Origin of the sequence: Actinophytocola sp., from assembly GCF_035712165.1 — a bacterium.
Classification (GTDB): domain Bacteria; phylum Actinomycetota; class Actinomycetes; order Mycobacteriales; family Pseudonocardiaceae; genus DASYTH01.
In genome coordinates this window covers 1-12,453 of record NZ_DASTBH010000125.1, presented here as the reverse complement: position 1 = coordinate 12,453, position 12,453 = coordinate 1, and the positions used below count along the sequence as shown (strand labels likewise).

The 12,453-nt window shown below is 72.1% G+C and carries 10 protein-coding genes; 4 read left to right on the top strand and 6 right to left on the bottom strand.

Annotated features, from left to right (window positions below):
- Positions 1-615: hypothetical protein (locus VFO68_RS06960; RefSeq protein ID WP_325157336.1), on the bottom strand; the 615-nt coding region annotated here is incomplete at its 3' end.
- A gap of 45 nt (positions 616-660) precedes the next feature.
- A complete protein-coding gene (locus VFO68_RS06955) occupies positions 661-1,146 on the bottom strand; it encodes a YcxB family protein (RefSeq protein ID WP_325157335.1) in 486 nt (161 codons plus the stop codon).
- Between the two features lie 31 nt (positions 1,147-1,177).
- On the opposite strand from VFO68_RS06955, the gene VFO68_RS06950 reads away from it, so the two are divergent.
- The 3 genes from VFO68_RS06950 to VFO68_RS06940 all read left to right on the top strand — a co-directional run bounded on the left by VFO68_RS06950 (position 1,178) and on the right by VFO68_RS06940 (position 5,790).
- On the top strand, positions 1,178-2,428 hold the full coding sequence (locus VFO68_RS06950) for a low temperature requirement protein A (protein WP_325157334.1): 1,251 nt from the start codon (positions 1,178-1,180) through the stop codon (positions 2,426-2,428).
- A gap of 63 nt (positions 2,429-2,491) precedes the next feature.
- Positions 2,492-3,832: a sigma 54-interacting transcriptional regulator gene (locus VFO68_RS06945; protein ID WP_325157337.1), complete on the top strand. Its 1,341-nt coding sequence runs from the start codon at positions 2,492-2,494 to the stop codon at positions 3,830-3,832.
- Positions 3,829-5,790: a VWA domain-containing protein gene (locus tag VFO68_RS06940; RefSeq protein WP_325157333.1), complete on the top strand. Its 1,962-nt coding sequence runs from the start codon at positions 3,829-3,831 to the stop codon at positions 5,788-5,790. The genes VFO68_RS06945 and VFO68_RS06940 overlap by 4 nt, the downstream gene beginning before the upstream one ends.
- Positions 5,791-5,847: 57 nt before the next feature.
- Here VFO68_RS06940 and VFO68_RS06935 read toward each other — a convergent pair whose 3' ends face one another.
- The 4 genes from VFO68_RS06935 to VFO68_RS06920 all read right to left on the bottom strand — a co-directional run bounded on the left by VFO68_RS06935 (position 5,848) and on the right by VFO68_RS06920 (position 11,361).
- On the bottom strand, positions 5,848-6,921 hold the full coding sequence (locus VFO68_RS06935; protein WP_325157332.1) for a hypothetical protein: 1,074 nt from the start codon (positions 6,919-6,921) through the stop codon (positions 5,848-5,850).
- The gene (locus VFO68_RS06930; RefSeq protein ID WP_325157331.1) at positions 6,918-7,412 is read right to left on the bottom strand and encodes a SigE family RNA polymerase sigma factor; all 495 of its coding nucleotides are present in this window, start codon (positions 7,410-7,412) and stop codon (positions 6,918-6,920) included. Before VFO68_RS06930 ends, VFO68_RS06935 begins: the two co-directional genes overlap by 4 nt.
- Positions 7,413-7,534: 122 nt before the next feature.
- Positions 7,535-8,491 (bottom strand): ABC transporter permease, encoded by a 957-nt coding sequence (locus tag VFO68_RS06925; protein ID WP_325157330.1) that lies wholly within the window; start codon positions 8,489-8,491, stop codon positions 7,535-7,537.
- Positions 8,488-11,361, bottom strand: a complete 2,874-nt coding sequence (locus VFO68_RS06920; protein WP_325157329.1) for an alpha/beta fold hydrolase — start codon at positions 11,359-11,361, stop codon at positions 8,488-8,490. Before VFO68_RS06920 ends, VFO68_RS06925 begins: the two co-directional genes overlap by 4 nt.
- A 296-nt stretch (positions 11,362-11,657) precedes the next feature.
- Between VFO68_RS06920 and VFO68_RS06915 the strand changes: the two genes are divergently transcribed.
- Positions 11,658-12,453 (top strand): TerC/Alx family metal homeostasis membrane protein (locus tag VFO68_RS06915; protein ID WP_325157328.1); only part of this gene is annotated, 796 nt, incomplete at its 3' end.

Below are 12,453 nucleotides of genomic sequence, written 5' to 3'. Positions count from 1 at the left end.
CACCTCCACCGCGCGTTGCAGCACCCGCAGCGCCCGCGGCGGCATGCCCTCCGGCCAGCGGACGTTGGTCGCCGCGGCGATCCGGTCCCGCAGTTCCTCGCGCACCCCGGTGCGGTGCCGGGCCACGCCCAGCTCGGTGAGCAGCCCGGCGGCCACCCGCATCGCGCCGGTGAGCTCGTGCTCGGCATCGCCGAGCGGAACCTGATGGGCCGCCGGCGGCGCCCCCAGACCGAAGACGGTCCAGCGCAGCACCCCGTCCGCCACCCGTTCGGGCACGATGCCCAGCGCGCCGTGCACCGCCGCCTCCCCGGCGTGCAGCGCCTCGGCGGCGAACTGCACCGCCTGGCCGAGCCCCCGGACGTCGCCCGGGACCGGCAGCACCAGCCGCCCGCTCCCGGCCGCGGCCCGGCGCAGCGCGGCGAGCAGCGCCGCCGGCGTCGCGGGCGGCCCGCCGGCGATCGGGATGTCCAATGTGGTCGCGGTGTCCGTGTCCGCGGCCACGACCTCGTGCAGCTTCGCCCAGTCCTGCAAGGCATCCAACACGTCGTCGGCCGCGGCGAACCCACTCAACCAGGCCGACGACCACACCACGAACGTCGCGCTCGGAGATGACACGTGGCCGAGGGTACGCGACCTGCCCGGAACGCACTCAAGGGGAGATCACTTCTGCTCGGCCGGCCCCACCCGGCGGACCAGCAGCTCTCGGAACTGTTGGCGTTGCTCGCTTTGCGCGAACGCGCGGTTCGGCACCGGATAGAACGGGCTGGACCGGTCCGGCCCGGTGCGCAGCACGAACCCACGCCGGGTCTCCAGCCAGCCGGACACCTTCGCCCAGTCCACGTCGCTGTAGGCGGTGCCGTCCACGGTCATCATGCGCAGCGACTGCTCGTCCACGTTGGCGGTCATCGTGGTGCCGGCGACGGGATTGCGGCGAAACGACACCCACACCCCGAGCAGCGGCAGCAGCGCGATCACCACTGCGCAGAACATGCCGAACAGTCCGGCGTAGAGCTGGCCGAGGAACACCAGCACCACCGCGGCGAGGCCGAACGCGGCGGCGAAGTACGGCGCGAACCGGTAGGCCGGCGAGGCGTGCCGCAAGCCGTCCACCCAGTCGGCCGGCGCCGGATCCCAGCGAAGCTCCATGCGATCGCCCACGGTAGGCGACACTATGCGCATGAGTCGGCAGGTGCGCGCCCGGGTCGAGGTGGTTCGGGAGAGTGCGAGCGCAACAACACTTGAGCTGTTCTTCGATCTGGTCTTCGTCTTCGCGCTGACCCAGGTGACCGCGTTCATGGCGGAGGACCTCACCGGCCGCGGGTTGCTGCGCGGCGCGCTGATCCTCGCCGTTGTCTGGTGGTGCTGGGTCGGCTATTCGTGGCTGTCCAACGTGGTCAAGGCCGACGAGGGCGTCGCGCGGCTGGCGATGTTCGTTGCCATGCTGGCGATGTTCGTGATCGCGCTGACCATCCCGGAGGCGTTCGACGACGCACCCGGCGGGTTGTCCGGTCCGACCGTGTTCGCGATCGGCTACCTGGTTCTGCGCACCGTGCACGTGGTGCTGTTCCTGATGGTCAGCGGATCCGACGGCGCGCTGCGCCGGCAGGTGTTGCGGTTCACCCCCACGATGATCGGCGGCACGGTGCTGCTGCTGATCGCCGGGCAGACGTCCGGCACGACGCAGACGTTGCTGTGGGTGGCGGCGGTCGCGGCCGACTACGGCGGCACGGCGGTGATCGGCGCGCGGGGCTGGCGGCTCAACTCGGCCAAGCACTTCGCCGAGCGGCACGGTCTGATCATCATCGTGGCGCTGGGGGAGTCGATCGTGGCCATCGGCGTCGGGGTGGCCCAGCTGCCGATCACCTGGCCGATCATCGTCGCCGCGGCGCTCGGGCTGTCCGTGTCGGCCAGCCTGTGGTGGTTCTACTTCGACACGGCGGCGTTGCTGGCCGAGCGCGCGCTGTCCCGGGCGCGCGGCCAGCACCGGGTGGCGATGGCCCGGGCGGCGTTCACCTACACGCACCTGCCGATGGTGGTCGGCGTCGTGCTGCTGGCGCTGGGCCTGAAGAAGGTGCTCGAGTACGCGGGCGAGAAGGGGCACCGGCTGGCCGACCCGCTCTACGGCCTGCCGCTGTGGGCGGCCTACGGCGGAGTGGCGATGTTCCTGCTCGGCCAGGTGGCGTTCGCCTGGCGGTGCTACCGCGGCCTGAAGGTGCAGCGGTTGGTGCTGGCCGGCGTCCTGGTGGCCATCGTGCCGCTGGTCGCGGGCCTGCCGGCGCTGGCCAGCCTCGGGGTGCTCGCCGCGCTGCTGATTGCCCTGAACGTGTTCGAGTCGGTGCGGTTCGCCGAGGCCAGGTCCGAGATCCGGCACGCGGAGCACGACGACCCGGAGTTACTCCACGTCGACCATTCCGCCGATCAGACGTAGCGTTGTGGCGTGACGCAGACAGGGGACCTACCGCGCACGGCGGGGGAGTTGCGTGCCGCCGGGATGCTGCCGCGCGGCGTGAAGACCGAGATCCGGGACAACCTGCTCGCGGCGCTGCGCGCGGGGCGGGACCCGTGGCCGGGCATCGTGGGCTTCGGGCAGTCGGTGCTGCCCCAGTTGGAACGGGCGCTGCTGGCCGGACACGACGTGGTGCTGCTGGGCGAGCGGGGCCAGGGCAAGACCAGGCTGCTCCGCACGCTGGTCGGGTTGCTCGACGAGTGGACGCCGGTGATCGCCGGCGCCGAGCTGGGTGAGCATCCGCTGGAGCCGATCACGCCGGAGTCCCGGCGGCGCGCCGAGGAGTTGGGCGACGAGCTGCCGGTGGCCTGGCGGCACCGCTCCGAGCGGTACGCCGAGAAACTGGCGACCCCGGACACCTCGGTCGGGGACCTGATCGGTGACGTGGACCCGGTGAAGGTGGCCGCCGGGCGCACCCTCGGCGACCCGGAGACCATCCACTTCGGACTCGTGCCACGGGCGCACCGCGGCATCGTCGCCATCAACGAACTGCCGGACCTGGCCGAGCGGATCCAGGTGGCACTGCTCAACGTGATGGAGGAGCGGGACATCCAGGTGCGCGGCTACACGCTGCGGCTGCCGCTGGACGTGCTGCTGGTGGCCACGTCCAACCCGGAGGACTACACCAACCGGGGTCGGATCATCACCCCGCTCAAGGACCGGTTCGGCGCCGAGGTGCGCACGCACTACCCGCTGACCGTGGCCGCCGAGGTGGACGTGATCCGCCAGGAGGCCGATCTGCAGGCCGAGGTGGGCGACCCGTTGCTGGAGGTGCTGGCCCGGTTCGTGCGCAACCTGCGCGAGTCCACGGCCATCGACCAGCGTTCCGGGGTGTCCGCCCGGTTCGCCGTCGCGGCCGCGGAAACCGTTGCCGCCGCCGCACTTCGCCGGTCCGCGTTGACGGGGGAGGACCCGCCGGTGGCCCGGCCGGTCGACCTGGAGGCGGTGCCGGCCGTGCTGCGCGGCAAGGTGGAGTTCGAGTCCGGTGAGGAGGGTCGGGAGACCGAGCACCTGGTCCACCTGCTGCGGCGTGCGGTGGCCGAGACCGCCCGCGAGCGCTTCGCCGGCCTGGATCTCAAGCCCCTGGTGGGCGCCGTCGTGGACGGCAACCTGGTGGCCACCGGGGAACGGGTGCCGGCCACCGAGGTGCTGGCGGCGCTGCCGGAACTGCCGGTGCTGCACGACGTCGCCATCCGCAGCGGCGTGGCGGCCGACGACCCGCCCGGCCGGATCGCCGCCGCGGTCGAGCTTGCCCTCGAGGCGCTGTACCTGGCCCGGAAACTGGCGAAGGACTCCGACGACGGCCTGACGGTCTACGGGCCATGACTGTCGAATTTGGACGGTGGCGGTACGGGCCGTGGCATGACGGGCCGGATCCGCTGGCCCCGCCGGTCGATCTGCGGTCGGCGCTGGAGGCGATCGGGCGCGACGTCATGGACGGCCGGTCGCCCCGCTCGGCCCTGGACGAGCTGCTGCGGCGCGGCACCGGCGAGGTGCGCGGGCTGGATGAGCTGACCCGGCGGGTCTGGCAGCGGCGCTCGGAGATCCAGCGGCGGCACAACCTGGACGGCACGCTGGCCGAGGTGCGGCGGCTGCTGGACGAGGCGCTCCAGGCCGAGCGGGCGGCGCTGTTCCCCGACCCGGATGACGAGGCGCGGTTCCGCGAGGCGCAGCTGGACGCGCTGCCACCGGGCACCGCGGCGGCCGTGCGTGAGCTGGCCGACTACGACTGGCGCTCCGAGCAGGCCCGGGAGTCCTACCAGAAGATCCGCGACCTGCTCGGCCAGGAGCTGATGGAGTCCCGGTTCCAGGGGATGAAGCAGGCGCTGCAGGACGTCCGGCCGGAGGACATCGAGCGGATCCGCCGGATGATGGCCGACCTCAACGAACTGCTGCTCGCGCACCTGCGCGGGGAGGACACCCGGGAGCAGTTCGAGGCGTTCATGCGTGAGCACGGCGAGTTCTTCCCGGAGAACCCACGCACCGTCGAGGAGCTGATCGACGCGCTGGCCGCCCGGGCCGCCGCGGCGCAGCGGATGCTCAACTCGATGTCGGCCGAGCAGCGGGCCGAGCTGGCCGAGCTGATGGCCGGTGCGTTCGGCGACCCCCGGGTGATCGAGCAGATCGCCACCCTGGACGCGAACCTGCGGGCGCTGCGGCCGGGCGAGGACTGGACGTCCTCGGCCCGGTTCCGGGGCCGCGACCCGCTCGGCCTCGGCGAGGGCGCGTCGGCGATGCAGGAGCTGGCCGAGCTGGACGCCCTGGCCGAGCAGCTCGGCCAGTCCTACCCCGGCGCCCGGCTGGAGGACATCGACATCGAGTCCCTGCAACGGCAGTTGGGCGACGAGGCCGGGGTGGACGCTCGCCGGCTGGCCGAACTGGAGCGGGAGCTGCGGGCGGCCGGGCTGCTCGAACGTGCCGAGGACGGCTCGCTGCGGTTGTCCCCCAAGGCGTTGCGCCGGCTGGGGCAGACCGCGCTCAAGGACGTGATCGGCGCGGTGCGGTCCCGGCGCGGCGAGCGGGACACCGCCAACGCCGGAGCGGCGGGGGAGCCGACCGGGGCCAGCCGGCCGTGGAGCTTCGGCGACACCGAGCCGTGGGAGGTGTCGCGCACGCTGCGCAACGCCGTGTTGCGCAGTTCGTCCACATCGGACGGAAAGATCTCGATCGACGTGGTGGACGTCGAGGTGACCGAGACCGAGCAGCGGGCCCGGGCGGCGGTCGCGCTGTGCGTGGACACCTCGTGGTCGATGGTGCAGGACGGCCGCTGGGTGCCGATGAAGCGCACCGCGCTCGCGCTGCACCAGCTGATCACCACCAGGTTCCGCACCGACGCGCTGGCCCTGATCACGTTCGGCCGGCACGCCCGCACGGTCGACCTGGCCGAACTGGTCGGACTGGAAGGCGTGTGGGAGCAGGGCACGAACCTGCATCACGCCCTGCTGCTGGCCGGCCGGCACCTGCGCCGCAACCCCGACGCGGCGCCGGTCGTCCTGGTGGTCACCGACGGCGAACCGACCGCGCACCTGGAACCGGACGGCACCGCCGAGTTCCACTACCCGCCTGCGCACAGCACCCTGCGCAAGACCATCGCCGAAGTCGACGCGCTGGCCGGGCTGGGCGCGTCGGTCACCGTGTTCAGACTCGGCGACGACCCCAGCCTGACGGCCTTCGTCGACCTGATCGCCCGGCGCGGCGGCGGCCGGGTCGTGGCACCCACCCTCGACGGCCTCGGCGCCGCCGTGGTCAGCGACTACCTCCACACCCGCCGCCGATCCCACTAGCGGCCGAACAAACGCCGTATCCGCCGGGACGGCCGCTTCGCGGCCGCCCCGGCGGATTCACCGGATCACGTCGGCGGCGTTGAACCAGGTCGTCGGGTCGGTCCAGGTGGCGAAGGTCATTCCGGCCGCGACCCGGGTCAGCTCCTCCACGGAGTATTCGGCCGGGTCGCCGGAAACCTGGACGTAGAAGGCGTCGAGGTACAGGGTGATGACGCCGGGTTTGACGATGGCCGGATGACCGTTGAGGTCGGTGTTCGGACTCAATGGTTTGTTCTGGATGACCGGCCGGTCGGGGGCGGCGCGGATCAACAGCTCCCGTTTGCCGCCCGTGGTGAGGTACAGGGTTACCGCGCCGTACATGGTCTGTGCGACGAGGCTGGCCCGCGCCCCCTCGGGGACGTAGCCGAAGCGGTAGGGCAGCCGGGCGTGCCGCGGTTGCTCAGGGGTGATCCGTGCGGCGATCTCCAGCAGCTTCTCCCGGGCGGCCGACCCGTCGAAGGGGGGCTGCCGCGTGTAGCCGGCCTGCAGCACCGCCCATGCGCCGTCGGCGTACTGCCAGGCCAGGGCCGGGTTGTCCGGTCCTGGCTTCGGGTTGCCGTCGGGGTTGCCGTTGGGGAACGGCACCGTCCCGAGATAGGCCTCCCGGCCGGCCACCTGGAGGCTTTCGCCGGCCCTGTTCGGTTGGTACACGCCGGGTTCGAACAGCCACAGGTCCAACTCGGTGCCCTGCGCGGACGGGCCGGGCGCGGTCCACAGGGTCACCGCCTGCCCGAAGGAGCCCACCTCGATCGACTGGACCACCAGGCCGGCAATGTTCTTGTCGGACAAGGTGAACCCCAGCGGGGGCCGGGAGGTGAGCGGTGCGGGGCTGGATGTGGCCGGTGCCGTCTCGGTGACCCTGCTGGTTTCGCCGGTCGCGCCGGGATCGGGTTCGCGTTGTCCGGCGACGTAGGCGAGCGAGACGCCGAGTGCGACCACCGCGCACGCCGCCGACACGGCGATGGTCGCGGTGCGCCGCTGGCGGCGCTGGACCACGCCCGCCCGGATTCCGGCGTGCACCCGGTCGGGCTCGACCGCCACCTGCTCGCGGGCGACCAGCAGGTCCCGCAGGTCTTGTTCGGTGAACCTCATGGCTTCTCCCCTGCCAGGACTGTCGACCGTCGATCCGTGCGCAACGCGGCCAGGGCCCGGGCGGCGTAGCCACGCACCGTCGCCGGCCGGCAGCCGAGCAGTTCGGCGATCTCGGCGTCGGTGCGATCCTCGTAGTAACGCAGCACCAACACGGTCTGCTGGCGACGGGGCAGCCGGGCCAGCCGCCAGGCGAGCTCCTGCCGTTCGGCGTGGACCCAGGCGTGGTCCGGGGTGTCGGGCCGAACCGGCGCGACGGTCTCGACCGGCACCACCCGGCCCCACCGGCGCCGCCAGGAGATGAACTCGTTGACGATCATCCGCCGCACGTACAGGTCCGGCGCGGCCATCCCACTCAACCGCCGCCACCGGCCGTGCGCGCGGACCAGGACCTCCTGAACCACGTCCTCGGCCAGCCCCCGGTCGCCGGTCAGCACCGTGGCGAACCGCAACAGCGCCGGCAGCCGCGCCCGCACGAACTCCTCGAACGTCATGACACCTCCAGCGAACCGCTCACCATAAGAACGCGGAGCACTGGCGATCCGTGGTCCTCAGGGAGCGCGGCCCTGGAATGCGCCCGGCACTGGCCGGGCGGAGCCGGCTGTGTTGCGCCCGGTCAGCTCGTGATGTCCTTGGTGCGGAACCGGCGCCAGGCGAGGAGCGCGAAGAAGGCGCCGAAGGCGATGGCGGAGAAGGCGCCCTTGGTGATGTTCTCCCAGTCGGGGTCGCTGGAGATCAGGTCGGCCCAGGCGAAGGCGTAGTGCGTCGGCAGGTAGTCGCGCAGGCCCTCCAGCGCGGTGATCTGGTCGAGGATCTGGGACAGGATCGAGACCAGCACGGTGCCGCCGACCGCGCCGAGCGGGGCGTCGGTGGACACCGACAGGAACAGCGCCAGCCCGGCCATCCAGGTCAGGTGCACGGCCAGGTAGCAGATGGTCAGCACCAGCGCGATCATCGAGTCGCCGAAGGAGATCGCGTCGCCGGTCGGGCTGACCGCCTCCCCGGTGCCGTAGAAGATGACCCCGACCAGCAGCGCCACCACCGGCAGCAGCGTGATCGCCGCCAGCGACAGCAGCCCGGAGGTCAGCGCCTTCTGCCGCATCAGCCGGTGCCGGGGGACCGGCATCGCCAGCAGGTACTTCAGGCTCGACCACGATGCCTCGCTGGCCACGGTGTCGCCGAAGTAGAGCGCCACGATCACCGGCAGCAGGAACGAGCCGGACGCGAACAGCGTGAACACCACGAAGTTCGGCGCGCTCGCGGTGGCCAGGTCGACGAACCCACCCGAGCGCCGGGCGTTGTCCGAGGTGCCGAACTCGAACGCGATCCACAGGATGAACGGCAGCAGCACCAGGAAGCCGAACACCAACTGCGTGCGCCGCCTGCGCAGCTGCCGGGCGAGCTCGACCCGCAGCCGCAGGGTGCGCCCGCCCCGGTAGCCCAGCACCGACCCGTCCGCCGCCACCGCGAGATGCTCGTGCGACGCGGCCTGCTCCAGCTCGTCGATCGCCGCCGGATCGGTGTGCACCTGGTGATCATCCACAAGCGACTCGGTGCTCTTCGGCTCGCTCACTGCGGCTCCTCCCCAACCAGTTGCAGGAACGCGTCCTCCAGCCGGCGGCGCGGCCCGACCTGCTCGATGTCGACACCGGCCCGGACCAGCGCGCCGATGGCGGCGGAGCGGGGCAGGCCGTCCAGGTTGGCGTGCACCAGCCCGCCGTCCACGGTGACGTCGTCCACGCCGTCCACCGAGCGCAGCACCTCGGCGGCGGCCTGCGGGTCGCCGACCCGGAACGTGGCCTCGCCGCCGCCGGCCACGATCACCTCGACCGCGCCGGCCGCGACCAGCCGGCCGCGGTGCATCACCACGACGTGGTCGCAGGTCTGCTCGACCTCGGCCAGCAGGTGGCTGGAGACCAGCACGGTGCGCCCGGTCGTGGCGTACCGGCGCAGCACCTCGCGCATCTGGTGGATCTGCGGCGGGTCCAGGCCGTTGGTCGGCTCGTCGAGCACCAGCAGGTCGGGCAGTCCGAGCATGGCCTGCGCGATGGCCAGCCGCTGCCGCATGCCCTGGCTGTAGGTGCGCACCCGGCGGTGCACCGCGTCGCCCAGCCCGGCGATCTCCAGCGCCTCGTGGAAGTGCGCCTGGTCGGCCGGCCGGCCGCTGGCCGCCCAGTACAGCTCCAGGTTGGCCCGCCCGGACAGGTGCGGCAGGAAACCCGGTCCCTCCACGAACGAGCCGATCCGGGACAGCACCGGAGCGCCCGGGTAGATCTTGTGCCCGAACACCCGGATGGTTCCGCCGGTCGGATGCACCAGCCCCATCAGCATGCGCAGGGAGGTGGTCTTGCCGGCGCCGTTGGGCCCGAGCAGGCCGAGCACCTGCCCGCGTTCCACCCGGAAGGACAGGTCGTCGACGGCGACCACGCCGCCCGGGTACGCCTTGGACAGGTTGCTGATCACCAGCGGCACGTCGGCCAGCTCGGCGTCTACGTCGATGGACCGGCGCCGGCGCAGCGCCCCCCACACCGCGGCGAGCACACAGATGCCCAGCACGATCCCGATCCCGACCAGCGGACCGACCGGGGGCCCGGTGCCGGACCGGGAGCCGCTGACCAGCGGGACGGCCAGCGTCGGGTTGTCGATCAGCGAGATCTGGTAGGCCGCGGGCGGCGCGGGGGTCGCGTAGGCCTGGTCGGTGGTGGTGACGACCAGCTCGACCCGGTGGTCGGCCTCGATCGGCCGGACGATGCCGGGCAACGTCACGGTCACCTCGACCGGACTGCCGTCGGCCGGCAGCGCCGGGACGCGCACCGCGGAGACCCCGGAGCCGGGCAGCGTGCGCACCCCGTCCGGGCCGACGTCGTAGAGCTTGGCGAACAGCACGGCGCCGCCCGGTGGCGCGGGCAGCTGCGGGCTGGCCGCGACCCGCAGGCGCACGGTGGACGCGCCGGCGATCAGCAGCTGCGCGGTGAGCGGCCGGCTGGTGAACCGGGCGGACTGGCCCGGCAGGTCCACCGCGACCCGGTTGGCCAGCCGGGAGGAACTGCCGATGATCGCGCCGAGCCCCGGCATGTTGCTGATCGCTCCCGGATACCCGCCCGGCGGGTTGACCACGGTCTGCTCCTGGCCGAAGATCCGCAGATCGCGCCGCTGGGCCGGGTCACCGCCGGTCAGGCCGGGGTAGGCGGGTGCGGTGACGGTGCGCACCGACGGCGCGCCCTGGGCGCGCAGCGCACCCTGCACGGCGTACTCGAAGCTGGTGCCCGGATCGGCGCCGACTCCGCGCAGGTGGAAGTCGAACCACTCGCCCAGCTGCTCGCGCAGCTCCGGGCCCGGGCGGCCGCCGTCGTGGCCGCCGGTGTACCAGATGACCTTCACCGGGCCGCCCGCCGCGCTGATCTGCCGGGCGTTGGCGTCGGCCTGGTCGAGCCCGAACAGGGTGTCCTGCTCGCCCTGCACCAGCAGGGTGGGCTGGGTGATCCGGTTGGTGACGGTGGCCGGCGACACCGAGCGCAGCAGGTCGATGACCCGCTGGCTGGCCCGGCCGGTGGTGGCGACCTCGGCGTAGGCCAGGCAGATCTCCGGCCGGTACCGGCCGCACGGTCCGATGCCGGCGGTGCCGGTCGTGGCCGCGGGGTTGCGGGTGCCGTCCGGCGCCGGGTCCGTCGGCGGCGCGCCGCCCGGGGTGCTGCCGCCGTCGTCCTGTGTGCCCGCCTCGACCGCGTCGCCGGTCGGGTCGGCTCCGCCGCCGCCCAGGCCGGAGGAGAAGAAGATGCCGGCCCAGGACCGCTTGAACACCCCGTCGTCGGCGAAGGCGTTGGCGGCCGGACTGGCCGGCACCGTGGCGGTGGTGGCCGAGTTGGGCAGCAGAGCCTGGCTCAGGTCGTTGTAGGTGATCACCGGGACCAGTGTGTCCACCCGCCGGTCCAGCCCCGCCAGCAGCAGCGACAGCGCCCCGCCGTAGGAGCCGCCGGTGACGCCCACCCGCGGGTCGTTCGGCGCGTCCTTGACCACCTCGGGCTGCCGGGCCAGCCAGTCGACCAGCTGCTGGGCGTCGGCGACCTCGTAGTCGGGGGAGTTCAGCGCGATCTCGCCGGTGCTGCGGCCGAACCCGCGGGCCGACCAGGTGAGCACCACGAACCCGCGTCCGGCCAGCTCCCGGGCGTCGGAGTCCACGCTCTGCTTGGTGCCGCCGAAACCGTGCGCGACCATGATCGCCGGCGCCGGCAGCCGGTCGGGCGCCGGGAGGTACAGGGTCGAGTCGAGGTCCACCCGTTCGGTTCGGGCCGGTCCGTCGACGACTGGGATGACCTGGTCGCGGGTATCCACCCTCGTGGGGGCGTCGCCGCTGTTCAGCCAGACCAGACCGGCCGAGCCGAGCACGACGACGACCAGGGCGAGCACGAGCCAGCGAACCCGCTGGCGGGAGATCCGGGCCACAGGAAAGACGGTATGCGAGGTTTGCTGAGAGTAGCTGAGAGGGTGCTGTCGGGCCGTCTCCACCCGGCGTCGAGCAAGCGCTTCGAAACTGGGAGGGTGCGCGGTGTCACCATTCCCCGTCTGGTGCTCTCGGCATCGAGAAGGGACAATTGGGTAAGCAGTGGAGGGGAGTACTCCTTCGCGGCGGTGTCGTCAGCACGGACCGGAGACGGTCCCGGCGCCGTCGGCCGGCAGTTTCCGCTGGCGGAAGAGACCTCCGGGTGTCGGCGCGCGCCCACATACCGGAGGTTTACTGAATGAACATCCCCGCGTGGGTCTGGATCGCAACGCTGGGTGGCTTGCTCCTGCTCCTGGCGATCGACCTGGTCATCGTCGATCGCAAGCCGCACGAGGTGACCATCGGCGAGGCCGCCCGCTGGGTGGTGTTCTACGTGGCCTGTGCGGCCGTGTTCGGGCTCGGCCTCTGGTACTTCTCGGGAGGCACGCACGCCGGTGAGTTCTTCGCCGGCTACATCACCGAGTACTCGCTCTCGGTCGACAACCTGTTCGTGTTCGTCATCATCATGGCGGCGTTCCAGGTGCCCGCGATCCACCAGCACCGGGTGCTGCTGGTCGGCATCGTGATCGCGTTGGTCATGCGCGGCATCTTCATCGCCGTCGGCGCCGCCGCCATCCACGCGTTCAGCTGGGTCTTCTACCTGTTCGCGGTCGTGCTGATCGTCACGGCGGTGAACCTCGCGCGGCAGGGCACCAGCCACGACGACGAGTTCAAGGAGAACTTCGCGCTGCGGGGACTGCGCAAGATCCTCCCGGTCACCGATGACTTCCACGGCGCGCGCTCGATCGTCAAGATCGACGGCAAGCGCATGGTCACCCCGATGCTGATCGTGATGTTCGCGATCGGCTCGACGGACCTGCTGTTCGCCCTCGACTCCATCCCCGCGATCTTCGGGCTCACCCAGGAGCCGTACCTCGTCTTCACCGCGAACGCGTTCGCGCTGATGGGCCTGCGGCAGCTGTACTTCCTGCTGGGCAGCCTGCTGTCGAAGCTGGTCTACCTGTCCTACGGCCTGGCGGTGATCCTCGGCTTCA

Excerpts from the sequence above, each read along its gene's own strand:
- VFO68_RS06955 (WP_325157335.1), bottom strand. The coding sequence starts at position 1,146 with ATGGAGCTTCGCTGGGATCCGGCGCCGGCCGACTGGGTGGACGGCTTG.
- VFO68_RS06950 (WP_325157334.1), top strand. The coding sequence starts at position 1,178 with ATGAGTCGGCAGGTGCGCGCCCGGGTCGAGGTGGTTCGGGAGAGTGCG.
- VFO68_RS06945 (WP_325157337.1), top strand. The coding sequence starts at position 2,492 with ATGCTGCCGCGCGGCGTGAAGACCGAGATCCGGGACAACCTGCTCGCG.
- VFO68_RS06940 (WP_325157333.1), top strand. The coding sequence starts at position 3,829 with ATGACTGTCGAATTTGGACGGTGGCGGTACGGGCCGTGGCATGACGGG.
- VFO68_RS06935 (WP_325157332.1), bottom strand. The coding sequence starts at position 6,921 with ATGAGGTTCACCGAACAAGACCTGCGGGACCTGCTGGTCGCCCGCGAG.
- VFO68_RS06930 (WP_325157331.1), bottom strand. The coding sequence starts at position 7,412 with ATGACGTTCGAGGAGTTCGTGCGGGCGCGGCTGCCGGCGCTGTTGCGG.